Here is a 24,132-nt window from a genome sequence, read left to right as displayed (position 1 = left end):
ACAACGCAGTGTGTTCGTGACGCAACAGTCGGCAAGGTGGCGATAGGCGGCGCGGCCGGTGGAGGACTCGAGACTCGGCGGCCGCGTTCGTAAGAGGGGCCGCTCCTGGCGGGCGAGCATCCACAGGGGCGGCTCCTTCCCGACCGGCAGCAGGAGGAAACTGTGCCCGACGACTCCAAGCACGACAGCAAGCCCAAACCTGGGCGGCCGCCCGTTCCGTGGCCGCTGGGGATCGTGGTTCCGATTTGGCCCGTGACGCAGTGATCGGGCAGATGAGGGCCGGTGACGTAATCTGCCTGACGACCGCCGCGAGCGTGCGGTTCCTGCGCCCGATCACGGTCCGAGCGATTCGCGAGTTGCCTGATCGGCACACGTACGACGGATGGCTGTGGATCGATGGCTATGAGCTGAGCGCGGCGGGCGACGCGGTGGCGCGGCGCGAGCTGTTCGTGATGCGCGATGGTGTGCGGTGGGAGGCCCACCCCTCCGCACCCAGAAAGCCCAGGTCCGCTCACCGGCAGGTCATCCGTCGCGGCTCCGTGAGGGTCGGCTGATGCGCGGCGAGCCGGAGCACAAGCCGCTTCGCCCGTCGTGGCGCTGCCCGAACTGCGGCATCCTGTGGCCCTGCTCGGCAGCAAAGCTGCGCCTGCTGGGCGAGTTCCGCGAGAATCGGCCGGGCCTGCTGCTTCACCTCGCGGGGGTCCAGAAGGAGGCCGAGGCCGACCTCGCTCGGCTCAACCCGGACGCCACGCTGCCCGACCTGGCGCCACGCTTCGTCGGCTGGGCCGAGCGCCGTTAGGCGAGTAAGTCCGCACTGAGAGACTCGGGCGGAATCATTGACGAAACGGGCGCAATTACGAATGCGATCGGATACGTGTAAAGATGTCCTGTGAGCTGCGCTTCGACAATTTCGTCCGCCGTCGATCCGACCGATTCTCCGCTCCGGCTGATCGGGGAGAGGGTGGTGTTGCGCGAATGGGGGGACTTCGATGTGCCGTACCTGCGAGGGCTCTTCGACGCGGCCGACGTGGCCGCGAACACCGACATTCCCTCTCCGTTCGACGCGGCGGCGTTCCTGGCCAGGATCCGGCGGCGTCGCGCACAGCGCGTCGTCGATCTGGCCGTGACGCGTGACGGCGGGGAGCCGCTCGGCCTCGTCGCCCTGCACGTGGCAGGCGGCGTCCTGGGGTACGCCATCGGCCCGGCGCACCGTGGTCGGGGCCTGGCGTCGCGGTCGTTGCGACGGATGACGGACTTCTGCCACGAGGAGCTGGGTTTCTCCCGGCTGCGGCTAGCCATCGTGCGGGGCAATGTGCCCTCGCAGGGGGTCGCCCGGTCCGCCGGATATGTCCGCGGCGACGACGCCCTGGTCGAGAGGGTCAACGGGCTGGGGGAGTCGAAGCTGCTCGAAACCTGGTGGTGGACCGCGCCCGGTTCGACCGGACGCTGAGGGCACGGGGCGCGGCGTCCCCGGTTATCCGCCGACCTGCGCAGCGTCCGGGCTCGGGGCGGACGGGGGCGTGTAGCCGAGTTCGCCCGAGATCTGGTTCGCGGTCTCCAGCAGGCGCGGCAGGTTGCTCTTCAGTTGGTCGAGGCTGGCGATGACCTCGATCGCCGTGATCGAGGCGGCGGCGATGACCTGGCCTCGGGAATCCCTGATCGGCGCGGCGACGCACATGACGTAGGCGTCGTGCTCGCCGTTGTCGGTGGCCCAGCCGTTCTCGCGGATGCGGACGAGTTCGGCTTCGAGGGCCTCGTGGTCGGCGAAGGTGGTGGCGGTGAATCTCTCGAAGACGACGTGGGAGAGCAGGCGGTCGCGTTCCTCCGACGGCAGGTACGCCAGGATCGTCTTGCCGACGGCGCTCGCGTAGATCGACACCGCCCGGCCCACCCGGGACGGCAGCTTGACGGCGTCGAACGCCGGGCTGTCGACCTTGTCGATGTAGATGATCTCGTCGCCGGTCAGTTGCGCCAGGTGCACGGTGTGGCTGGTCTCGCGCTGTAGGGCGCGCAGGTGCGCGGCCGCGAACTGACGCAGGTCCATCGAGCCGAGCGCGAGCTCGGACAGCTCGATCAGTCCGCTGCCGAGCACGTAGGTGCCCGCGCCGGTCCGGCGGACGAAGCGCGCGGATTCCAGTGTCTGCAGGATCCGCAGGGCCGTGGACTTGTGCACGCCGAGCACGTCCGCCGCCTCGGTGAGCGACAGTGGGTGCTCCGCCGACCGACGGATGAGGTCGATCGCACGGCGAATCGATTGCGCCAAGGCTATGCCTCCCCCTCGAAGCGAGGGCCGAGCCCATCGCTTGCGTTGCAATATGTGCAATGTAGACGACGCCATGCGCAACCGCCACTTGACACCGTTGCGCATGGCGCTACGATCGTTGCAATTTCATCCCGAAGACTCTGACTCGTAACACTGGAGTAACGATGGGTAACCAGCGCGCTCGTTTCGGCATCGCGGGGGCGACATGTGCCCTCGGCTTGGTCGCCACTCTTCTGACCGGCTGTGGCTCCGACGGCGGCTCGGGCGACGGGGTCACCAAACTGACCTTCGCCGCCTCGACCTTCGGCGACCCAGGCCGCGGACCTCTGCTGACCAAGTGGCTCGACGAGTTCAACCAGAGCCAGACCAAGGTCCAGGTCTCCGCCGCCGCGGTCCCGTACCCGACCTTCGGTCAGACGGTCCTCACGCAGATGGGCAGTGGCAAGGGCCCCGACCTGGTCCGCTTCGACATGCCCGAGTTCGAGGCCGCCTCGGACGCCGGCCTCGTCGCACCGCTGGACAAGGTGATCGACGCCGGCAAGTACGACCTGCTCAAGCAGCCGGACCAGTTCATGGTCCACGACGGCGTCCGGCACGGCGTCATCTTCGAGGCGTCGAACTACGCGATGTTCTACAACGCGGACCTGATCCCGACGCCGCCGACCACCTACGAGCAGTTCACCTCCACCGCGAAGTCGCTGACCAAGGGCGACGTCTTCGGGCTGGCGTTCCGCCAGACGGAGGCCGAGGAGGCCGGCGTGTGGCAGGACATCTTCAACTACGTCTACGGCTTCGGCGGCGCGTGGTCCGACGGCAAGAACCTGACGATCAACTCGCCGGAGAACCAGAAGGGTCTGCAGGCGTTCAAGGACCTGTACGACGCGAACGTGATCCCGCGCGGCGCGGACGCGGCGACGTTCCGGCGGATGTTCGCCGAGGGCAAGGTCGGGATGGAGCTCAACAACGGGGGGTACGTGACCGCCACGCGCGGCCAGAACGCCAAGCTGAACTTCAGCGTCGCGCCCATCCCGTTCCCGGTTCGCAAGCAGGGCGCGATCCTCGCGCCGATCGTGATCAACGAGGCGAGCGAGGGCAAGGACGAGGCCGGCACCTTCATCAAGTGGGCGCTGGAGCCGCAGAACCAGATCAAGCTGCAGGAGATCCTCGGCGCGAGCAGCGTCGCCACCACCACGCAGCGCAGCCCGGAGACGCTCAAGGCGACCCCGTTCCTCCCCGTCTTCGACGGGCTCACCGAGACCAGCCTGCCGCAGATCGTCCTCGGGTTCGAAGCCAAGACGCCGGACATCCGCAAGGTGGTCGTGCAGAACGTGGTCGCGGCACTGCAGGGTAAGACCGACCTGAAGTCGGCACTGGACCGCGCCCAGCAGCAGGCGACCGACCTGGTCCGCTGACCGCTCGACACGGCGACGCTGCCGGCGCGACGGACGTGCGCCGGCAGCGTCCTTCCCCAGAAGGATCGAACCCGATGACTGTGGTCGAGCAGACCGGAGCACCGAAGACAACACCCCGAGCCCGGCGTCGGCCCAGCCCGCTGGGGAGCAAGTGGACGCCGTACCTGTTCCTGGCACCCGCCGCGCTGTTCATCCTCGTCTTCCAGGCGGTGCCTCTCGTCCAGGAGGTGTACCTCAGCTTCACCCGGACGAGACTGCTCAACCCGACCAAGAGCGAGTGGGTCGGCTTCGACAACTTCAACCGGATCTTCGGCGACCCGGAGTTCCGCCACACCCTCCTGATCACCGTCGTCTACGTGATCACCTGCGTCGTGGTCGCGATCGGCGCCGGGCTCGGCGTCGCGCTCCTGCTCAACGGGAAGTTCCGGGGCCGTGGTGTGGCGCGGGCGCTGATCACCGTCCCGTGGGCCGCTCCCGGCATCGCCGTCGCGCTCATCGCCACCTGGATGCTCAACGCCCAGTACGGGATCGTGAACCGGTTCCTCGACGCGGTGGGACTCGGTGTCCCGGGCGGCGCGATCCTGGACAGCTCGCGCTACGCGCTCCCGGCGGTGCTCGCGACGACCATCTGGCAGCTGTTCCCGTTCACCTCGGTGGTGCTGCTCTCCGCGCTGCAGTCCGTACCGCAGGATCTCAACGAGGCCGCGACCGTGGACGGCGCGGGGCGATGGGCCACCTTCCGCGCCGTCACCTGGCAGGTCATCAAGCCCACCGTGGGGCTCCTGGCGCTGCTGATGACGATCTGGTCGCTGCGGCGGTTCGAGCTGATCTGGCTGATGACCAAGGGCGGGCCGGTCGGCGCCACCGAGACGCTCGTCATCGACCTCTACTCACAGGCGTTCGACTCGAAGGAACTCGGCTCGGCGGCCGCCATCGGGATGGTCGGCGTCGTCATCTCACTCATCGTCGTCATCGGCAGCCGACTGGTCGCCCGTGCCGTGGAGAAGGAGCACGCCCGATGAGGCGCTTCCGTTTCGGTGTCACCGCACGGATCGTCGCCGTGCTCGTCGTACTCGGTGTCGCGGTGTTCCCGCTGTACTGGATGTTCGTCACGGCGCTGTCGAGCAACAGCGACCTCTTCGCCGAGCAGCCCCGGCTCACGCCGGACCTCGGCCAGTTCGGGGTGTTCGTCGACGCGCTGGCCGAGGGCAAGGCGGCCGGGTGGCTGTTGAACAGCCTGATCATCGCCGTGGGCACGATGGTCCTCTCGGTCGGCCTGGGCATCCCGCTCGGCTACGCGCTGTCCCGGTTCTCGTTCGGGGGCAAGGCCGTGCTGACCGTCGTGCTGCTGTTCACCCAGATGTTGCCCGAGGCGCTCATGGTCGTGCCGCTGTTCGCGCTGTTCCGCCGGTTCGAGTTGCTCGACTCGTTGACCGGCCTCATCCTCGTGAACTCCGCCTTCGTCCTGCCGATCGTGGCGCTGATTCTCAAGGGGGCGATCGACGGCATCCCGAAGGAGTTGGAGGAGGCGGCGCGCGCCGACGGCGCGCGGCCCTTCACCACCCTGACCCGGATCAACGTGCCGCTGATCGCGCCGTCGATCGCGGCGACCGCGGTCATCGCGTTCTTCCACGCCTGGAACGAGTACGTGTTCGCGGTGACGTTCATCTTCAACCCGGACCTGCAGCCGGCCTCCGTGGGCATCGCGAACTTCATCGGTGAGCTGGGTACGCCGATCCAGACGGTGATGGCCGTCGCCTTCCTGTTCACGCTGCCCGCCGTCGCCTTCTACCTGCTGGTGCAGAAGTACGTGGTGTCCGGCATGACCGCCGGCGCGGTGAAGGGTTGAGCCGAAAAATGAAGATCGTCTCCATCGACACGCTTGTGGTCGACTTCTACCGCACGAACCTCGTCATCGTGCGCGTGCACACCGACGCGGGGATCATCGGGCTCGGTGAGGCCACCCTGGAAGGGAAGGAACGGGCCGTCCAGGGCGCCATCGCCGAGCTGGCCGAGGCGGTCGTGGGTCTGGACCCCACCCGAATCTCGAAGATCCTCTACGACCTGGCGCGGGACTGGTACTGGCGTGGCGGGCCGGTCATCATGACCGCGTTGAGCTCGCTGGAGATGGCCCTGTGGGACATCTCGGCGCGCGACCTCGGCGTCCCGGTCTCGCGGCTGCTTGGCGGTGCGACCCGCGACCGGGTGCGCGCGTACGCCAACGGCTGGTTCTCCGGCGCCGTCACGCCGGAGGACTACGCGGCCGCCGCGCGCCGGACCGTGGAATCCGGCTTCCGCGGCCTCAAGTGGGACCCGTTCGAAAACTACGACCTCACCATCAGCACCGCGCAGTTGGATCGGGTGCTCGCCCAGATCGACGCCGTCCGGGGCGCGGTGGGCCGGGACGTCGAGCTGTTCGTCGAGGGGCACGGCCGCTTCGACGTCCGCCACGCGATAAAGGTCGCGAAGGAGATCGCCCAGTTCGACCCGGTGTGGTTCGAGGAGCCGTGCCCGCCGGACAACCTCGACGCGCTCGTCGACATCCGTCGCGCGTCGCCGGTACCGATCGCGGCGGGGGAGCGGTGGTACGGCCGACAGGGCTTCGCGCCCGCGCTGGCCCGCCAGGCCGTCGACTTCGTCCAACCCGATGTGACACACGCCGGCGGGATCGCCGAGTTGGCCTTCATCGCGACGCTCGCGGCGACCAGCTACGTGGGGTTCGCGCCGCACAACCCGAGCGGCCCCCTCAGCACGGCCGCGACGCTGCAACTCGGGGCGACGCTGCCCAGCTTCCGGTACCTGGAGATCATGGCGACGGACGTGCCGTGGCGACCCGAGATCACCAACGAGCGGCTGGTGCTGACCGCCGACGGCGACGTGCTCATCCCGACCGGGGTCGGACTGGGCATCGAGCTGGACCTCGCCGCGATCGAGAGGCACCCGTTCACACCGCACCCGCTCCGGATGTTCCAGGACGCCGTGTACGACATCCGTCCGCGCGACGAGCGATCCTTCTTCAACCTGGAGAGCGGCTCATGACGGTGCCCCAGCCCCGGCGACAGCCCGACGGCGCGGACTGGTGCGGGACCGCCGCCGAGGCGCTGCCGGACGACGTCGACGACAGTGTCCTCATCGGCCGGATCTGGGACCCGGTCGGCGACGGCCCGTCACCCGTGACCGTCCGCGACGGTCAGGTCATCGACCTCAGCCAGCGGTTCCCCACCGTCCGGGACATCTGCGAGCTGCCCGACCCGGCCGCGACGGTGGCCGGGCTCGACGGTCCGCGGCTGGGCGACTTCGCCGAGATACTCGCCAACACGGCTGCCGTGACCCGCGACCGCACCCGGCCCTGGTTGCTCGCCCCGGTCGACCTTCAGGCGCTCAAGGCCGCCGGCGTGACATTCGCCGTCTCGCTCGTCGAACGCGTCATCGAGGAACGGGCCCGCGGCGACCTGGCGCTCGCGGCCGACATCCGGCAGCGGATGCTCGCCGACATCGGTGCCGACCTGGACAGCCTGACCCCGGGCTCGGCCGAGGCCGACCGGCTCAAGAGCCTGCTCGTCGCCGAGGGCATCTGGAGCCAGTACCTGGAGGTGGGGATCGGACCGGACGCCGAGATCTTCACCAAGGGCCAGGTGCTCTCCGCCGTCGGCACCGCCGTCCCGGTAGGGGTGCTCGCCGCGTCGACCTGGAACAACCCGGAACCCGAGGTCACGCTGATAATCCAGTCCAGCGGCCGGATCGTCGGCGCCACCCTCGGAAACGACGTGAACCTGCGGGACGTCGAGGGCCGCTCGGCGCTCCTGCTTCCCCTGGCGAAGGACAACAACGCCTCGTGCGCCCTCGGTCCCCTGATCCGGCTGTTCGACGAACGGTTCGACCTGGAACGGGTGCGCGAGCTCGAGGTGAGCCTGGACATCAGCGGCGTGGACGGCTTCCACCTGGAGGCGGTCTCGGAGATGACGCGGATGTCGCGCGACCCGGCGGAACTGGTGCGGCAGTTGATCGGCCCACACCACAGCTATCCCGACGGCGCCGCCCTGATGCTCGGCACGATGTTCGCGCCCACCCAGGACCGGGACCGCCCCGGCGAGGGCTTCACCCACAAGATCGACGATGTGGTACGGATCGGCTGCCCGGCTCTGGGCACCCTTGTCAACCGGGTGCGCCACGCCCAGGAGTGTGAGCCCTGGCAGTTCGGCGTCCGGGATCTGATGGGCAATCTGGTGAGGAGAGGACTGCTGTGAACATGGTCAGCACTGTCGACCCGCGCGACGGCCGAACTCGTACGACGGATCTCATCGAGACCGACGAGCCGCGGCTGGAGGCGATCACCGACCAGGCGTCGCAGGCGGCGCGGTGGCTGTCCGACCTGGGCAGACTCGGCAGAGCGGATCTGCTGGACGCGATCGCCGCGTCGCTGGAGGCCCGTCGCGGGGACCTGGTCGCGGCGGCGGAGGCGGAGACCGGTCTCGGTAACGCGCGACTCGACGGGGAACTCAACCGGGCGGCGATCCAGTTCCGGATGTTCGGTGCCGTGCTGCGCGACGGGGGCTACCTCGAGGCCGCCATCGACCACGCCGCCGACACACCGCTCGGGCGCGGCCCGGACCTGCGGCGGATGCTCGTACCCCTCGGGCCGGTGGCCGTCTTCGGCGCCAGCAACTTCCCGTTCGCCTTCTCCGTCGCGGGAGGGGACACCGCCGCGGCGCTCGCCGCGGGATGTCCCACGGTCCTGAAGGCCCACCCGTCGCACCCGTTGACCTCACACGCCTCGGCCGAGGCCATCGCGGCGGCCGTCCGCGACCTGGGCGGGCCCGACGGTGTGATCGCGACCGTGTACGGCGAGCAGGCCGGCCGCTCACTGGTACGCCACCCCGCGATCCGTGCCGCCGCGTTGACGGGCTCCGTCGGCGCCGCCCGTGGCATCCAGGCGGCCATCGACGAGCGACCTGACCCCATCCCCCTGTACGCCGAGCTGAGCAGCGTGAACCCGATCGTCGTCCTGCCCGGCGCGGCCGCCGACCGGGGGGAGCAGATCGCCGAGGGGTTGTTCGCCTCCTTCACCAACTCCGGCGGCCAACTGTGCACGAAGCCCGGGCTGGCCTTCGTCCCGTCCGATCCGAGCGGTGCGCGCCTGGTCGACTCGTTGCGGGAGAGGGTCGCCGGCACCGACGGTGCGGTCCTGCTCAACGACCGCATCCGGGCCGCGTACGAGCAGCAGGCGTCGGCGTTCGAGCAGGCCGGCGCTCGTGTCTCGGCGCGGCCGAAGATCGACGCCGAAGCGGGTTTCCGCGTCGCGCCGACGCTCCTGGAGGTCGATCTGTCGGGCCTCACCGCCGCGCTCACCGACGAGTGCTTCGGCCCGCTCCTGGTCGTGGTCCGCTACGACGACGTCGCCGACCTCGACGCGGTGTTGGCGACCGTCCCACCGTCGCTGACCGGCTCGATCCACAGTGGACCGGACGACGACGCGGACGCCGTACGCCGGCTTGTCGACGGGTTCGCCGGCCGGTCGGGTCGCATCGTCTTCGACGGCTACCCCACCGGCGTCCGGGTGTCGTGGGCCCAGCACCACGGCGGGCCCTGGCCCTCGACGAACGCCGTGCACACCTCCGTCGGCGCCACCTCGATCCGGCGCTTCCTGCGCCCGCTGGCCTGGCAGGACGCCCCGGTCTGGATCCTTCCCGAGGAACTACAGGACGGCTATACCGCCATTCCCCGGCGAGTCGACGGGAGGTTGGAGCCAGCGGTGGAATAGCCGCGCCGGTATTCGTTCACCACACCCGTCGAATCGTCGGCCGGCCGCTCGCCGCGGTCTGCCACACGCCGAAGAGGGAGTAGGAACATGCCCGTCGCAGTCCCCCGTCCCCTGCCGACGCCGCCGAGGCGCCGGCCGCTGCTCGCACTGCTCGCCGCCGTCGCCGTCGCGGCCACGACAGTCGTCGCCCCGGCGGCGTCGGCCGCGCCACCGGCGCGGCTGGGCCCGACCGTCACCCGCACCGACACACCACCGACCGGGTACGAGGTCACCTTCCGGTACCGGGCGCCCGAGGACGTCCAGCAGGTCCACATCTACGGCGACTGGTTCTACTCCCGGCCGGAGAGCATCTCCTGCCAGGACTGCGGCGACGCCCGGCCACCCGCCGAGTGGCAGCCCGGCGACGTCGCGGCGACCCCGTGGCACATCCTGCCCCTGCGCAAGGGTTCCGACGGGGTGTGGACCGTCACCACGCCGCTGCCCGCCGGCACGTTCCGCTACGCGTTCACCCACGACTGCGCCAACGAGCTGGCCACCGGCTGCACCCTGCACGACGACCCGGCGAACCGGTGGCAGATCCAGCCGCAGTACCCGGGCGCGCCGGGCGCCGTCCGCAGCACGATCTACGTCCCGGCCAGCAGGAAGTTCCCGACGTACGACACCGGCTACCAGGCGCCGGTGGCCAGGATCGGCCGGTTGGAGTCGCGGCGGTACACCTCGCCGCTGTCGACGAACCCGCCCGGCGTGCACGACATCGTCGTCTACCTGCCGCACGGCTACGACCCCCACCGGGCCACGCCGTACCCGACCCTGTATCTGAGTCACGGCAGCGGTGACCACTCGACCGCCTGGACGATGCAGGGCGTGGCCCACCTGATCCTGGAGAACGCGATCCGAGATCGCGCCGTGGAGCCGATGGTGATCGTGTCCACCGACTTCAACGGCCTGCCCGGCGGCAACGAGGGCTACGTCGACGAGCTGCGGAACAACATCTTCCCGTTCGTCGAGCAGAACTACCGCGTCTCCACCCGCGCGCAGGACCGCGCCTTCGCCGGCTTCTCGGCGGGTGGCAGCCGGGCCTACACCCTCATGTACGACCACACCGACCTGTTCGGCTACCACGCGGCCTGGAGCGCGGGCGGGCCGGCCGCCACCCCGGCACAGGTCGACCGGATGAGGGCGGTGGCCGGCGGCATCATGATCGGCACCGGTCTCCAGGACCGCCTGGGCAACATCGCCGAGAACTCGCAGCGCAACGCGGCGGCCCTGCGGGCTGCCGGCGTCGACCTCGACGAGTACAACGTGCCGGGCGTGCACACCTGGCACGTCTGGCGTCCGCTGCTGGACCACTACCTGCGTACCCTGACGTTCCGCGCCACCACGACCGGCCTCGACGTCACGTCGGCACCCGCCGGCGCCTCGCACCACACCAGGGTCACCGCCACCGCGACGGTCGCCGCCGTCAGCGCCACCACCAGGGCGCCCTCCGGCCGCGTCGACTTCTACGCGGGTGACACCCGCCTCGGGTCGGCCCCGGTGCACAAGGGTGTCGCCCGCCTGACGAAGACCGTCCACGGTGGACCCGATGCTCCGGTGGTCGCCCACTATCGGGGTGACAAGCTTTTCAACGCCTCGCCGAGCGCACCGGTCGACGTCCGGTAACACCGGGCTCGACGCCTCCCCGGTGCGGTGGGAAAAACCCCGGCCGCCACCCCTGTTGACAGGAGTGGCGGCCGGGGCGCGTCCGGCTCAGCCGGTCACGGTGTCGCTTCCTCGGCACGCATCCGCAGCATGGTCCAGGACGCGGGCGGCAGCGTCAGCCGGACGGTGGCAGCGTCGCTCTGCGCGGTGTCGTTCGGTCGCGGTGCGGCGTGGTCCGGGCCGTCGGCGGTGTTCTTGGCGTCCAGGTCGGTGCCGCCGACGGTGACGCACTCGACGATCCCGGTCAGGTGGGCGCCGCTGACGTCGACGGTCACCTCGGCCGGGGTGTCGGTGACGCGGTTGACGAGGAACACGGTCATCTCTCCGGTGCTGTCGTCCCAGGTGGAGACCGCGTCGACGGCCGCCACGGCGCCGTAGCGGTCGGTGGTCGTCGTGCTGCCGTGGCGGAGCACGTCGAGCACCGCTCCCCGGGCGTGCCGGGCGGTGCGGGCGAACGGGTGGAAGATGGTCTGCCGCCAGGCCGATCCGCCGGGCTCGGTCATGATCGGTGCGATGACGTTCACCAACTGGGCCTGGCAGGCCGCCGTCACCCGGTCGCTGTGCCGGAGCAGGCTGATCAGCAGGCCACCGACGACGACGGCGTCGGCCACGCTGTAGTGATCCTCCAACAGCCGCGGCGCGACCGGCCAGTCCTCGCCGCTGGGCGGGGTGGACGGGGTGGCGGACTGGTACCAGACGTTCCACTCGTCGAACGCGATCATGATCTTCTTGGTGGAGCGGCGGATCGCCCCGACCGAGTCGGCGATGGCGGTGACGGCGTCGATGTATCTGTCCATGTCCTCGGCGGAGGCGAGGAAGCTGGGCAGGTCGTCGTCAACCGGCTGGTAGTAGGCGTGCAGCGAGATCAGGTCGACGTCGTCGTACGCCTCGGTGAGCACGTCGCGTTCCCAACTGCCGAACGTGGGCATGCCGAGGTGTGACGAGCCGCAGGCGACGAGTTCGAGATCGGGATCGAAGCGGCGCATGGCCTTCGCGGTCTGCGCCGCGAGGCGCCCGTACTCGGTCGCGCTCCGCTGGCCCACCTGCCACGGGCCGTCCATCTCGTTGCCCAGGCACCACAGCCGGATGCCGTACGGGTCGGTCGCCCCGTTGGCGCGACGCCTGTCGGCGAGGTGACTGCCGCCGCGGTGATTGGCGTACTCCAGCAGGTCGACAGCCTCGGCGGTGCCGCGTGTGCCGAGGTTGACCGCCATGATCGGTTCGACGTCGGCCTTGCCGAGCCAGCGCATGAACTCGTCCAGCCCGAACGCGTTCGTCTCCAGGCTGTGCCAGGCGAGGTCGAGGCGCGCCGGTCGCTTGTCGACGGGTCCGACGCCGTCCTCCCACCGGTAGGAGGAGACGAAGTTGCCACCCGGATAGCGGATCGTCGTCACGCCCAGCTCCCGGACGAGAGCCAGGACGTCGCCCCGGAAGCCGTCGGCATCGGCCGTCGGGTGTCCCGGCTCGTAGATGCCCGTGTAGACACTGCGACCGAGGTGCTCCACGAACGAGCCGAAGAGCCGGGGTGGCACCGTGGCCACGCGTCGACGCGGGTCCAGGCTCAGGTGTGCGGTGTTCACGACGCCTCCCCGGTGTGCGTCGGCCCGATCGCGGCAGGCCGGTCGGGCGAGGCGTAACGGTGGGGGAGTGGACGTCCGGCGCCGGCCAGGTGCGCCGGCGTCGTGCCGAGGTGGGGGTTCAGGACGGGCTCCCTTCGTGCGAGGTCCCGACGCCGGGGATCGCTGCCGCGGCGCGGAACCGAGGGTGGTGGGGTCCGTGTGCGGTCTGGACATCGCGGTGGTGGTGGACTACGTTCTCGATCTATGTAAACGTTACCGATTACGTTTACGGTAGGGAACAGCCGGCTGCGATCAATGTTCGACGATCCGGGTGGCCGCCGCCGCCGAGCCGGCGACGCCCGGCCGAACGCGACGGGCGTGGGTGCGTCCCGGCCGCCGCGCATTGTGTCGGTTATCGGGTCAAGCGCATTCCGTGCTGCGGTGTGAAATGGAATCCGACGGTCCTTTGCGCCCCGTTCTGCCGGCCGCTCACCGCAGATATCGGCAGTTCTCCTCGGGCACCGAGAGTGACAGGTGTCTGCTTATCCGTGCGCGTCTCCGGCGGCTCGCCGCGTCCGTCCAACTGTCCTGGTAGGACGGTATTCCAGGCGTCGTGCAAGGCGCGGAGGTCTTGTGCTCGAAACCCCTGTCGGTTACGTTGGCAACACCCTGGAAACGTAACCGATAACGATTGCAGTCCAGAGGGAGCGGCATGATTGAGGTCAATGCGCCGGCCACAATGAGTGATGTCGCGCGGGTGGCCGGTGTTTCCACGGCCACCGTCTCGCGGGTGGTCAACGGACACTACGGCGTCAGTGCCCGCACGATCGCTCAGGTCCGCTCGGCCATCGAGCAACTCGGCTACGAGTCGAGTCTGGTGGCCAGCAGCCTCCGGCGCAGCCGCACGAACGTCCTGGGCCTCGTGACGCACAGCTTCCAGTCGTACACGGCCGAGGTGCTCAAGGGAGCGATGAAGGCGTTGAGCCGCTCCGGCTTCGACCTGATCATCTACGCCAACAGCGACCTCTACGGATCGTATTCGGAGGGGTGGGAGAAGCGGCACGTCACCCGCCTGTCCGGCACCCTCACCGACGGATGCATCGTCGTCACGCCGTGGGGCGAGGTGCAGAGCCGTACGCCGATCGTGGCCATCGACCCGGTGCGCGGCTCGACGGCGCCCTCGGTGACGGCCGACAACCTCGCGGGCGCCACCACCGCGGTCGAGCACCTGCTGGGCCTGGGTCACCGGCGCATCGGGTTCATCGCGGGCCGCTCCAGCCTGGCGGCGGCGTGGTCGCGGGAGGAGGGCTACCGGGCGGCGCTTGCCGACGCCGGCATCCCGGTCGATCCGACGCTCATCGGCGAGGGGGATTTCAACCCCGAGTCGGCCACCCCGTTGGCGCGTGCGTTGTTGGACCGGACGGACCCGCCGACGGCGATCTTCGCGGCGAGCGACGGGATGGCGCTCAAGGTGCTGGAGGTCGCCGCGGAGTTGGGGCTCTCGGTCCCCGGGGACCTGTCCGTCGTCGGGTTCGACAACATCCCGGAGTCGGCGCTGACCGAGCCGGGCCTGACCACCGTGGACCAGTCGATGTACCAGCTCGGGTACGAGGCCGCGCGCATGTTGAAGTCGCTGGTGACCGGCGAGTGGGAGGGGCCGCGCCAGGTCGTGCTGCCGACAAACCTCGTCGTCCGCGGCTCGAGCGCGCCACCACGAGGCACGGCATGGGCGTGACAGACACCAGGCGCGCCGCGCGATCCGCTCGGGTGCGGTGGTGGCAGGACCGCGAAGGAGGTGTGTACGCAGCCCCACGGCGAGATCCGCCGACGAGTTGAGCCGGCCGCGGGTCGCATCCGCTGTCGGCGCAGGAAAGGAGTGGAGCGTGACAACCGCAACGTACCACTGGCGTCTACGCCGACCGGGCGTGCGTCGGCTCTCGGCGGTCCTCACCGCCGGAGTCCTGGCGGCCGCGGCCGTCCTGTTCGTGCCGCAACCGGCGGCGGCGGCGGAAACACCGTGGCTGCAGGTCTCCCCGGACCGCTACGCCTCGTTCACCGTCCCGGCCGCGTACGTCCAGGAGCGCCTGGGCTCGGTGTCGCAGGTCGTCGTCGAAGGCAACCTCGGCCCCTCCGCGGCCTGGGCGGAGTTCGGGCTGACCCGGCGCGGCGACGTCTGGTCGGGCATCCTCGGCCCGCTCAAGCCGGGGCTCTACCAGTACCAGCTCACCGCCGACGACACCTTGAGCCTCAAGGACCCGACGAACAGCACAACCGTGGCGTCCGATCCGCTCCTGAGCACCTTCCTCGTCGCGGGTGACTCGGCGCGGTGGCTGGCCGACGCGCCGCCGGGCAGCGGCGGCACAGTGGAGACTCTCAGCTACCCGACCAGGAGCGGGCAGCGGTCGGCCCTGGTGTGGACACCACCGGGGTACGCGGCCAAGGGTCCGAAGGGTTACCCGGTGCTCTACCTCCAGTCGGGCGACGGCGCGACCGCCACCGACTGGCTCGACCTCGGCCGCACCAGGCAGATTCTCGACAACCTCTCGGCCGAGGGCGTCATCACGCCGATGGTGGTCGTGATCAACGATGCCAACGGCGCGGACGGCAGGGAGTTGAAGGATCTCCGGAAGGCGGTCGCCGACAGCTACCGGATCCTCCGCGATCCGGCGCACCAGGCGATCGCGGGAGTGTCCGACGGCGCGACGACGGCGGTCGGGGCGGCGTTGGCCAAGCCCGGTCAGTTCGGCCACGTCGGCTGGTTCTCGGGCCGGTCGGTCCCCCGGATCGACCGCAAGGACGCCACGACTGTCAACCGCACCGTGAAGATGCTGCGGCTCTACACGGGGAACGTGACGGATCCCGCGTACAACACCACCTATCGACTGATGAGGGCGTTGGACCGAGCCGACGTCAGGTTCGAGTTCGACGGGGTCGACCCGGACGGCGGCGCGAACTGGACGACGTGGCAGGACAGTCTCGTCGACTTCGCGCCGCGGCTGTTCCAGCCCGTGTCGGACCACGGTCCGAGCCCCGGTCACCGGCCGCTGAGGGGGGAGTTCGCTCCGCCGCCGGCCGGCACCACGCCGACGCCCTTCGTCACCAAGGACGGGTTCGTCACGTTCGAGACCGGCCCGGACTTCACCGACGCCCAGCACGTCACGGTGTGGGCGAACATCGCGCCGGGCGGCAGTTGGCTGCGCGTGCCGCTGAGCCGCGACGGTGACCGGTGGCGGGCGACGGTGGGCCCCCTGAAGCCCTGGTTCTACTACTACCGGCTGATCGTGGACCGGGTCGCGGTCAAGGACACCTCGAACCCGACCACTGTGACCACGGAACCGACGTGGAGCACCTTCCTCGTCCCCGGGCCGGGCGCCCGTCTGCTGACCGACGTGCCCGCCGGGCGGGGCGGGACCGTCGAGAGCATGACCTATCCCAGCACGGTGGCCGGCCAGGACCGCACGGCTCTGGTGTGGACACCACCCGGGTACGACCCGGATCGGGCCGAGCCGTACCCCGTTCTCTATCTCCAGCACGGCGGCGGTCAGAACTACACCGACTGGGTCGAGATGGGGCGCGCCAAGCAGATCCTCGACCACCAGTTCCTCGACGGTGACCTGACGCCCATGGTCGTCGTGATGGGCAACGGCAACTCGTCCAACTTCAACCGGGAGTTGTTGGAGAACATCGTGCCGGCGGCCCGCGCCCGCTACCACATCTCCAGTGAGTCGTCCCAGCAGGCCATCGCCGGGTTGTCGATGGGCGGTGGGCAGGCGCTGGGCGTGCTGCGGGCCTACCCGGGCGAGTTCGCCTACGTCGCGGCGCTCTCGGCCGGGTTCGGCAGCGGCACCGGCGTCGACGTCGAGGCGATCAACAGCGGCACGAAGATGCTGCGCCTGTACGTCGGCGACCAGACCGACTTCGTCTACCCGAGCTTCATGGCGTCCCTGACCACGCTCGACAACCTCGGTATCCGCTACGAGTTCGACGGGGTGACCCCCGGGCCGCACGGCTGGGACGTGTGGCAGAAGAACCTCATCGACCTGGCGCCGCGGCTGTTCAAGCGCTAGGAGCACGTCTTCGGCGGCGTCACCGGGGGAGGGCCTCCTGCCCCGGTGGCGCCCGCCGAGCAGGAAACTGTCGCACCGCCATCGCCGAAGGGAAGAACGTCTTTGAAGACGATACGAATACTCGCCACGGTAACCATGCTCGCGGCCGGGGCCGGGCTCGTCGGCTGTTCCTCCGACGAGGGGGGTAGCGACGCGAGCAACTGCACGAACACCATCACCAAGAAGGACGTGCCGGTGGTGACGATGTGGGGTTGGTACCCCAACACCCAGCTCGTCGTCGACAACTTCAACAAGCAGCACGACGATGTGCAGGTCTGCTGGACGAACGTCGGGCAGGGCGGCGACGAGTACGACAAGTTCCAGACGGCCATCTCGGCGGGCACCGGCGCGCCCGACGTGATCATGGTCGAGGCGGACCGGATCCCGACCTTCCAGATCCAGGGCGCGCTCGTCGACATCAAGAAGTACGGCTTCGACGCGGTCAAGGCCAACTACGGCGAGGGCGCCTGGAAGGACGTGTCGGTCGGCGACGCGGTCTACGGCGTCCCGGTCGACGGTGGCCCGATGGGCATGATCTACCGGAAGGACGTCTTCGACAAGTACAAGATCACCCCACCGAAGACCTGGGCCGAGTACGAGCAGGCCGCGCAGAAGGTGAAGGACGCCGGTGGCCCGCTGTTCGGGGACTTCGGCGCGAACGTCCCGGCGGTCCTGATGGCGCTGCAGATCCAGAAGGGCGCCGTGCCCTTCACCTTCGATCCGGCGCAGCCGAAGTCGATCGGTGTGAAGCTCAACGACCAGGCGTCCAAGGACGTGCTGGACTACTGGGGTGGCCTCGCCAAGAAGGGCCTGGTCGGGACGCAGGACCAGTTCGTCCCGGAGTACATCTCCGGCGTGATCAACGGCAACTACGCGACGTACATCTCGGCGGCGTGGGCGCCGGGCTATCTCACCGGCGCGGGCGTCGGCAAGGGTCAGGACACCGGCAAGTTCGCGGTGGCGCCGCTGCCGCAGTGGGACGCGAACAACCCGGTGCAGGTCAACTGGGGCGGGTCGGCCTTCTCGGTGACCAAGCAGGCGAAGAAGCCGGAGTTGGCGGCGAAGGTCGCCTACGGGCTCTACGCCGACAAGGAGTCGCTCACCGACGGCTGGACCAACCAGATCATCTTCCCGCTGAACCTCACGGCGCTCAAGGATCCCGCGTTCGTCGACCTGAAGGTGGCGTTCTTCGACGGCCAGCAGGCGAACAAGGAGGTCTACCTTCCCGCCGCCGAGGCCTACAAGGGCGTGGCCTACGCACCCTTCGGTCAGTACTACCTCGATGCCATGACCAAGCAGATCAGCGAGATCATCAAGGGCTCCGTCACCGGTTCGCAGGCCGCCGACAGGCTCCAGGAGGACGTGGCGAAGTACGCCAAGGAGCAGGGCTTCACCGTTCAGTGACCGGACGGGTGGGCCGTGCCGCCGCTCGACGGCCGGCCCACCCGCGACTCCCGCAGCGTCCACGTCCCGGAGACCAAAGATGACACTCCTGACCGAGCAGCGCACACCGCGTACCCGCACCGAGAAGCGCAAGATCCGTGGCAAGGTGCACCTCCGCGAACACCTGATGGGGTGGCTCTTCGTCGGGCCGTTCGCGGTCGTCTTCCTGGCGTTCCTCATCGCGCCGCTGGGCTACGCGCTCTACCTCAGCCTCTTTCAGAAGAAGCTGATCGGCGGCACCAGCTTCGTCCTCTTCGACAACTACGTGAAGGCGTTCACCGACCCGAGCTTCCTGTCCGGGGCGTGGTTCGTCATCCGCTTCTCCCTTGTCGCCATCCCGGTGCAGATCGCCATCGCGCTGGCGATGGCGCTCATCCTGGATTCGGTGACGTCCCTGTTCGCGCGCTTCTCCCGCCTCATGATCTTCCTGCCGTACGCGATCCCCACGGTGATCGGCGCGGTGATGTGGGGGTTCCTCTACAGCAAGGGCTTCGGCCCGCTCACCGACATCTTCGGGTTGTTCGGGGCCACCGCACCCGACTTCCTGAGCAGCAACCTGATCTTCTACGGCCTGCTCAACGTCGTGACCTGGCAGTGGGTCGGCTACTACATGATCATCCTGTACGCGGCGTTGCAGGGCGTCGACCCGACGCTCTACGAGGCCGCCCGGATGGACGGCGCCGGGCGATGGCAGGTCGCGCTGCGGATCAAGATCCCGCTGATCGCGCCCGCGCTGATCCTCATCCTGGTCTTCGCGCTCATCGGCACCCTGCAGTTCTTCAACGAACCGCAGATCCTGCGGTACCTCGCCGCCGGCACGATCGGGACGGACTTCACCCCCAACATGTACGCGTACCAGCAGGCATTCGCGCTCGCCAACTTCAACTACGGATCGGCGATCTCGTTCGCCCTCGGCGGCATCGTGTTCATCTGCGTGTACGCGTTCCTGTTCTTCACCCGCAAGCGGAGGAGCTTCCTCTGATGGCCAACCGCACAAGCGTCAGCGCCGGCCCCCGCCGACCGCAGCGCTACCTGCCTCTGCAGATCCTCCTCGGCTTCATGGTGATCTACTTCCTCGTACCCTTCTGGTGGGTCGTCGTCAACAGCTCCAAGGACGCACCGGGCCTGTTCGGCGGCGGCAACACCATGTGGTTCTCCGACCAGATCGACTATGTCGGCAACCTCCGGCAGCTCTTCACCTACGACGGCGGCATCTACCTGCGGTGGATCCTCAACTCCACGTTGTACGCGATAGCCGGCGGAATCGGCGCCACCGTCCTGTCGGTGATGGCCGGCTACGGCTTCGCCAAGTACCGTTTCGCCGCCCGGCGCTTCAGCTTCGCCGTCGTGCTCGGCGCGTTGATGGTGCCCGCGACCGCCCTGGTCATCCCGACCTTCATCATGTTCTCCCGGCTGGGCCTGACCAACACGGTCTGGGCGGTGATCCTCCCGTCGCTGCTCAATCCGTTCGGCGTCTACCTGATGCACGTGTACGCGCGCGACGCCGTGCCCGACGAGCTGCTGGACGCGGCGCGTGTCGACGGCGCGGGGGAGGTGCGTACCTTCGTCCAGATCGCTCTCCCGCTGATGCGCCCCGCGGTGGTCACCGTGCTCCTGCTGTCGGCCGTGGCGTCCTGGAACAACTACTTCCTGCCACTGGCCATGCTCTCCGACAACCGGCTGTTCCCGGTGACCGTCGGCCTCGGCCTCTGGCAGGGGATCGCCTCCGCCAACAATTCGGGAGGCACCTCGCTGTGGAGCCTGATCATCCTGGGCTCGCTGGTCTCCGTGATCCCACTGATCATCGCGTTCTTCAGCCTGCAACGGCACTGGCGCGGCGGCCTGTCCGTCGGCGGCCTCCGGTAGGTGCCACCCCTCGATCGCCGCGCACCCCACGCGGCCGCACGGATGACAGGAAGGTGAGCTGATGTCGACGACGGATCGTCCGCTGCGCAGCGGGCAGTGGTTCGGTGCGGAGGGCCGCAACGGGTTCATCCATCGCTCCTGGATGCGCAACCAGGGTTTCGCGGACGACGTCTTCGACGGTCGTCCGGTCATCGGCATCGCCACCACCTGGTCGGAGCTGACACCCTGCAACGCCCACCTGCGCGACCTGGCCGAATCGGTGAAGCGCGGCGTGTGGGAGAGCGGCGGCCTGCCGCTGGAGTTCCCCGCCATGAGCCTGGGCGAGCCCCTGATGCGGCCCACGACAATGCTCTACCGCAACCTGCTGGCCATGGAGTTGGAGGAGTCGGTCCGCGCCAACCCCCTCGACGGGGTGGTGCTGCTCTCCGGCTGCGACAAGACCACCCCCGGCCTGCTGATGGGCGCGGCGAGCGTCGACCTGCCCACCCTGATGATCACCGGCGGTCCGATGCTGAACGGCAAGTTCCGGGGTCAGGACATCGGGTCGGGGACCGTCGTCTGGCGCTTCACCGAGGAGCAGCGCGCCGGCCGGATGACAGCGGCCGACTGCGCGGAGGCGGAGGTCGGCATGTCCCGCAGTCGGGGCCACTGCATGACCATGGGCACCGCCTCCACGATGGCCTGCGTGACCGAGGCGCTCGGCGTGCAACTGCCGGGAGCGGCGGCCGTGCCGGCTGTCGACTCGCGCAGGTACGCGCTCGCCCAGGCCGCCGGCCGCCGGATCGTCGACATGGTCGCGCAGGACCAACGGCTGTCCACGGTGCTGACCCGGCAGGCGTTCGAGAACGCGATCCGGGTGAACGCCGCGATCGGCGGTTCCACGAACGCCGTCGTCCACCTGCTGGCGATCGCCGGACGCCTCGGCGTCCCGCTGACCCTGGAGGACTTCGACACCCTCACCGCCGACGTGCCCATGCTCGTCAACCTGATGCCGTCCGGGGCGTACCTGATGGAGGACTTCGCCTACGCCGGCGGCGTTCCCGCGGTGATGAACGAGATCGCCGCCCTGCTCAACATGGACCACGTCACCGTCAGCGGCAAGAGCGTCGCCGACAACATCAGCGGCGTGCGGTGTTGGAACCGGCAGGTCATCGGCACCCTGGCGGAGCCGTTCCAACCCGCCGGCTCGGGCACCGTGGTGCTGCGTGGGTCACTCGCGCCGTCCGGGGCCGTGCTGAAGGTCTCCGCCGCCTCCGCGCACCTTCTCCAACACACCGGGCCTGCGCTCGTCTTCGACCGGATCGAGGACTACGTCGTCGCCGCCGACGATCCCGACCTCGACGTCACCCCGGACACGGTGATCGTGGTCCGCAACGCCGGCCCACGCGGCTATCCCGGTTTCCCGGAGGTGGGCAACGTGCCCATGCCACGACGGTTGCTCGCCGCCGGCATCACGGACATGGTGCGGATCTCCGACGCCCGGATGAGCGGCACCGGGTACGGCACCTGTGTCCTGCACGTGGCCCCGGAGGCCGCCGTGGGTGGTCCGCTCGCGCTGGTGCGCACCGGCGACCTGGTCCGCGTCGACGTCCCGACGCGGCGACTGGACCTCCTGGTCGACGACGCGACACTCACCCAACGCCGGGCCGCCTGGCAGCCGCCACCGCGCCCGGCCGACCGGGGGTGGTCACGGCTCTACAGCGAGCACGTTCTCCAGGCCGACCAGGGCGCGGACCTCGACTTTCTGGTCGGTGGCAGCGGCAGCGCCGTACCCCGCCACTCGCACTGACCGTTGCAGGCGAAACGGGAGCCCCGGCGCGCGGCCGGGGCTCCCGTCACCGTCCGCAGGCCGCACACGCCCCGCGGGTACGCAGGTGGTAGTCGCCGGACGCCACGACGAGACCGAGCCCCAGGACCCAGTACGCCGACATCGCCACCCAGAGGAACGTGTCGGAGAACTCGCTGGCCGAGCCGGACACCAACTGCACAAGCCCCATGCCGAAGTACGCCACGATGCCCGCCCCCAGCCCGAAGCCGGGCACCAGCAGCAGCAGACGGGGGATCGTGCGGCCGGCGAGCAGCGGCACCCACCCCGGCCAGACCTCACCCCAGCGGTGGACGAGCGCCAGCAGGTCCGAGCCGAACTGCCGGAACTCCGGCGTCTCGCCGACGGCCCAGGCCAGACGCACGCCCCCGTATGCCACAGCCCAGCCGAGCACCGCGTACGTCAGGCCGTGGCCCGTCCTGCGGGCGAGTGATGTCGCCATGCGTCCGATCCTGCCGCTGCCACGGCGGGGGAGAACCCCGCCGACAGGGGAGGGTGCTCCCTCGCCAGAGGGAGCCGCCCCGGACGCACCGGGTCGGCGCCGAGGCCCGCAGCCTCGACGCCGACCCTGGTGTCACGTCGTCGGCGACACTCGCCCGGACGACCCGACGTGTCAGGCCGGGGCGGCCGGACAGCTCGCGCCGACCGGCGGCAGGACTCGATCGACAAGGTACCTGTCGACGCTCCTGCGGGTGCACTCCGTGCGTGGGTAGCTGGCGTGGCCCGACCCCTCGTAGGTGAGGAGGCGGCCGTGCGCGCCGAGTTGGCGCGCCACCCGCTGCGCCCCGTCGTACGGGGTGGCCGGATCGTAGCGCCCGTTGAGCAGCAGCACCGGGGTGCTCGTCCGCACCCGCAGCGGATGTTGCGGGTTGACCGCCGTCCAGCCCAGGCAGATCGCGGCGAAGCGGACGGCCAGCGGGGAGGCCCGCAGGTGCGGCGCCTCGGCACGGGACAGCCCGAGATACCGGTTCCACTCGGCGAACCCGTCGACGGGCAGCGACCAGTCCTGGCAGAACGCGGGTAGCGCGTACTCGGTCAGGCCCTCGCCCTCGGCCGGCACCATCGGGGACGCGAGTGCGGCGGGCTCGCCCCGCTCCAACGCGAGAAGCATGTTCGCGAGGTCCGTCCAGGTCGCGTCGAAGAAGTTGACGAACGTCGCGAACCCGAGCTCGAACCAGGTGAGCGTGTCGCCGGTGCCCGCGTCGACGAGCGTGCCGGCGTCGGCGCGACGCATCAGTCGGTCGTACAGCGCCGGCACGTCGCGGCCGTGCAGCGCGCAGCTCGGGGTCCGTTCGCACCAGCTCACGAACTCGTGGAACAGGGCCTCGTTACTGGCTGCCCCGCCGCGGAAGTACTCCCGGACCCCCTGGCTGTGGTCCATCACGCTGTCCATGGCCAGTGCGCGGACGCGGTCGGGAAACAGCTCGGCGTAGGCCTGCCCGATCAGGGTGCCGTAGGACCACTCGTAGAAGCTGAGCTGGCGCTCACCGAGTGCCGCCCGGATGGCGTCCGTGTCGCGGGCGACGCTCACGCTGTCGAGGTGGTCGAACAGTGGGCCACTCTGCGCGCGGCAGTCCTCGCGCAACTGACGGTTGTAGGCGCGGAGTCGCTCGAACTCCACCGCGGTGGCGGGCGCCAGGGAGGGGTGCCGGGCCAGCAACGCCGACGAGCAGCGCACCGGCGCGCTACGGACCGTACCCCTGGGGTCGAAGCCGATGATGTCGAAGCGGCGCAGCACGTCCGGCCCGAGCTGGCCGGCGGCCGTCAGCGCCACGTCCACCCCGGACAGGCCGGGGCCACCGGGGTTGAAGACCAGGGCGCCGATGCGGGCGGCCGGGTCGGCGGCGGGACGGCGGGCCAGGGCCAGCTCGAAGGTCTCCCCTTCCGGCCGCGCCCAGTCGACAGGCAGGCGCAGGGTTCCGCATCGCGTACCCGGATCGTCGGCGGGGTCCGCGCACACCCGCCAGTCGATGCGGCCGTTCCACCCGCCGGTGGTGCTGCCGACGACCGAACCGGTGGCCGGGCCGGTGCCGCCGGACGACGCGGGCGTGGCGACCGCGAACGCCGGTGGGGCGTTCAGCGACAGGGCGACGAGGACCGCGACGGCGGCCGACAGGCGACGGACACGTGGTGGGCGTCGATTGTCGACCCCGCCGCGTCGCCAGAGGATTGGTCTCTTCATGGTCAGCATTCGCC

General features: G+C 69.7%; 20 protein-coding genes. 16 read left to right on the top strand and 4 right to left on the bottom strand.

Going from position 1 to position 24,132, the window contains the following annotated elements:
• Window positions 1-272: 272 nt before the first annotated feature.
• The 3 genes from ACGFH8_RS00970 to ACGFH8_RS00960 all read left to right on the top strand — a co-directional run bounded on the left by ACGFH8_RS00970 (window position 273) and on the right by ACGFH8_RS00960 (window position 1,450).
• The gene (locus tag ACGFH8_RS00970; RefSeq protein WP_393364414.1) at window positions 273-554 is read left to right on the top strand and encodes a hypothetical protein; all 282 of its coding nucleotides are present in this window, start codon (window positions 273-275) and stop codon (window positions 552-554) included.
• The gene (locus tag ACGFH8_RS00965) at window positions 554-799 is read left to right on the top strand and encodes a flavin reductase (protein WP_393361417.1); all 246 of its coding nucleotides are present in this window, start codon (window positions 554-556) and stop codon (window positions 797-799) included. The genes ACGFH8_RS00970 and ACGFH8_RS00965 overlap by 1 nt, the downstream gene beginning before the upstream one ends.
• A gap of 165 nt (window positions 800-964) precedes the next feature.
• Window positions 965-1,450: a GNAT family N-acetyltransferase gene (locus tag ACGFH8_RS00960; protein ID WP_393361414.1), complete on the top strand. Its 486-nt coding sequence runs from the start codon at window positions 965-967 to the stop codon at window positions 1,448-1,450.
• A gap of 24 nt (window positions 1,451-1,474) precedes the next feature.
• Here the strand turns inward: ACGFH8_RS00960 and ACGFH8_RS00955 are convergent, their stop codons facing one another.
• Window positions 1,475-2,263: an IclR family transcriptional regulator gene (locus tag ACGFH8_RS00955; RefSeq protein ID WP_393361411.1), complete on the bottom strand. Its 789-nt coding sequence runs from the start codon at window positions 2,261-2,263 to the stop codon at window positions 1,475-1,477.
• Window positions 2,264-2,427: 164 nt separating this feature from the next.
• On the opposite strand from ACGFH8_RS00955, the gene ACGFH8_RS00950 reads away from it, so the two are divergent.
• From ACGFH8_RS00950 to ACGFH8_RS00920, 7 genes are all read left to right on the top strand, one after another.
• Window positions 2,428-3,675, top strand: coding sequence for an ABC transporter substrate-binding protein (locus tag ACGFH8_RS00950; RefSeq protein ID WP_393361408.1), 1,248 nt, complete (start codon window positions 2,428-2,430; stop codon window positions 3,673-3,675).
• A gap of 74 nt (window positions 3,676-3,749) precedes the next feature.
• Window positions 3,750-4,697, top strand: a complete 948-nt coding sequence (locus ACGFH8_RS00945; protein WP_393361405.1) for a carbohydrate ABC transporter permease — start codon at window positions 3,750-3,752, stop codon at window positions 4,695-4,697.
• Entirely contained in the window at window positions 4,694-5,524 is an 831-nt protein-coding gene (locus ACGFH8_RS00940; protein ID WP_357369443.1) for a carbohydrate ABC transporter permease, read from the top strand. Before ACGFH8_RS00945 ends, ACGFH8_RS00940 begins: the two co-directional genes overlap by 4 nt.
• Window positions 5,525-5,532: 8 nt before the next feature.
• Complete coding sequence (locus ACGFH8_RS00935; protein ID WP_393361401.1) at window positions 5,533-6,714, top strand: mandelate racemase/muconate lactonizing enzyme family protein; 1,182 nt, start codon at window positions 5,533-5,535, stop codon at window positions 6,712-6,714.
• Entirely contained in the window at window positions 6,711-7,922 is a 1,212-nt protein-coding gene (locus ACGFH8_RS00930) for a fumarylacetoacetate hydrolase family protein (RefSeq protein WP_393361398.1), read from the top strand. Before ACGFH8_RS00935 ends, ACGFH8_RS00930 begins: the two co-directional genes overlap by 4 nt.
• 2 nt (window positions 7,923-7,924) lie before the next feature.
• Window positions 7,925-9,436, top strand: coding sequence for an aldehyde dehydrogenase (NADP(+)) (locus ACGFH8_RS00925; RefSeq protein ID WP_393364411.1), 1,512 nt, complete (start codon window positions 7,925-7,927; stop codon window positions 9,434-9,436).
• Between the two features lie 87 nt (window positions 9,437-9,523).
• Window positions 9,524-11,098: an alpha/beta hydrolase-fold protein gene (locus tag ACGFH8_RS00920; protein ID WP_393361395.1), complete on the top strand. Its 1,575-nt coding sequence runs from the start codon at window positions 9,524-9,526 to the stop codon at window positions 11,096-11,098.
• Window positions 11,099-11,193: 95 nt separating this feature from the next.
• Here ACGFH8_RS00920 and ACGFH8_RS00915 read toward each other — a convergent pair whose 3' ends face one another.
• On the bottom strand, window positions 11,194-12,717 hold the full coding sequence (locus tag ACGFH8_RS00915; RefSeq protein WP_393361392.1) for an alpha-N-arabinofuranosidase: 1,524 nt from the start codon (window positions 12,715-12,717) through the stop codon (window positions 11,194-11,196).
• A gap of 691 nt (window positions 12,718-13,408) precedes the next feature.
• Here ACGFH8_RS00915 and ACGFH8_RS00910 point away from each other — a divergent pair.
• From ACGFH8_RS00910 to ACGFH8_RS00885, 6 genes are all read left to right on the top strand, one after another.
• A complete protein-coding gene (locus tag ACGFH8_RS00910) occupies window positions 13,409-14,431 on the top strand; it encodes a LacI family DNA-binding transcriptional regulator (RefSeq protein ID WP_393361389.1) in 1,023 nt (340 codons plus the stop codon).
• Between the two features lie 148 nt (window positions 14,432-14,579).
• Entirely contained in the window at window positions 14,580-16,763 is a 2,184-nt protein-coding gene (locus tag ACGFH8_RS00905; protein ID WP_393361386.1) for an alpha/beta hydrolase, read from the top strand.
• A gap of 102 nt (window positions 16,764-16,865) precedes the next feature.
• Window positions 16,866-18,206, top strand: coding sequence for an ABC transporter substrate-binding protein (locus tag ACGFH8_RS00900; protein ID WP_393361383.1), 1,341 nt, complete (start codon window positions 16,866-16,868; stop codon window positions 18,204-18,206).
• Between the two features lie 79 nt (window positions 18,207-18,285).
• Window positions 18,286-19,227 (top strand): carbohydrate ABC transporter permease, encoded by a 942-nt coding sequence (locus ACGFH8_RS00895; protein ID WP_393361380.1) that lies wholly within the window; start codon window positions 18,286-18,288, stop codon window positions 19,225-19,227.
• The gene (locus ACGFH8_RS00890) at window positions 19,227-20,111 is read left to right on the top strand and encodes a carbohydrate ABC transporter permease (RefSeq protein WP_393361377.1); all 885 of its coding nucleotides are present in this window, start codon (window positions 19,227-19,229) and stop codon (window positions 20,109-20,111) included. The genes ACGFH8_RS00895 and ACGFH8_RS00890 overlap by 1 nt, the downstream gene beginning before the upstream one ends.
• Before the next feature lie 61 nt (window positions 20,112-20,172).
• A complete protein-coding gene (locus tag ACGFH8_RS00885) occupies window positions 20,173-21,900 on the top strand; it encodes an IlvD/Edd family dehydratase (protein WP_393361374.1) in 1,728 nt (575 codons plus the stop codon).
• A 46-nt stretch (window positions 21,901-21,946) separates the two neighbouring features.
• Here ACGFH8_RS00885 and ACGFH8_RS00880 read toward each other — a convergent pair whose 3' ends face one another.
• Window positions 21,947-22,378: a hypothetical protein gene (locus tag ACGFH8_RS00880; protein ID WP_393361371.1), complete on the bottom strand. Its 432-nt coding sequence runs from the start codon at window positions 22,376-22,378 to the stop codon at window positions 21,947-21,949.
• A 171-nt stretch (window positions 22,379-22,549) separates the two neighbouring features.
• Window positions 22,550-24,118, bottom strand: a complete 1,569-nt coding sequence (locus ACGFH8_RS00875; RefSeq protein ID WP_393361368.1) for an alpha/beta hydrolase — start codon at window positions 24,116-24,118, stop codon at window positions 22,550-22,552.
• Window positions 24,119-24,132: the final 14 nt, after the last annotated feature.

The organism is Micromonospora sp. NPDC049175 (assembly GCF_043197345.1).
Lineage (GTDB): Bacteria > Actinomycetota > Actinomycetes > Mycobacteriales > Micromonosporaceae > Micromonospora.
The sequence above is the reverse complement of the archived record's forward strand: the minus strand, read 5'-3'. Positions and strand labels throughout refer to the sequence as shown.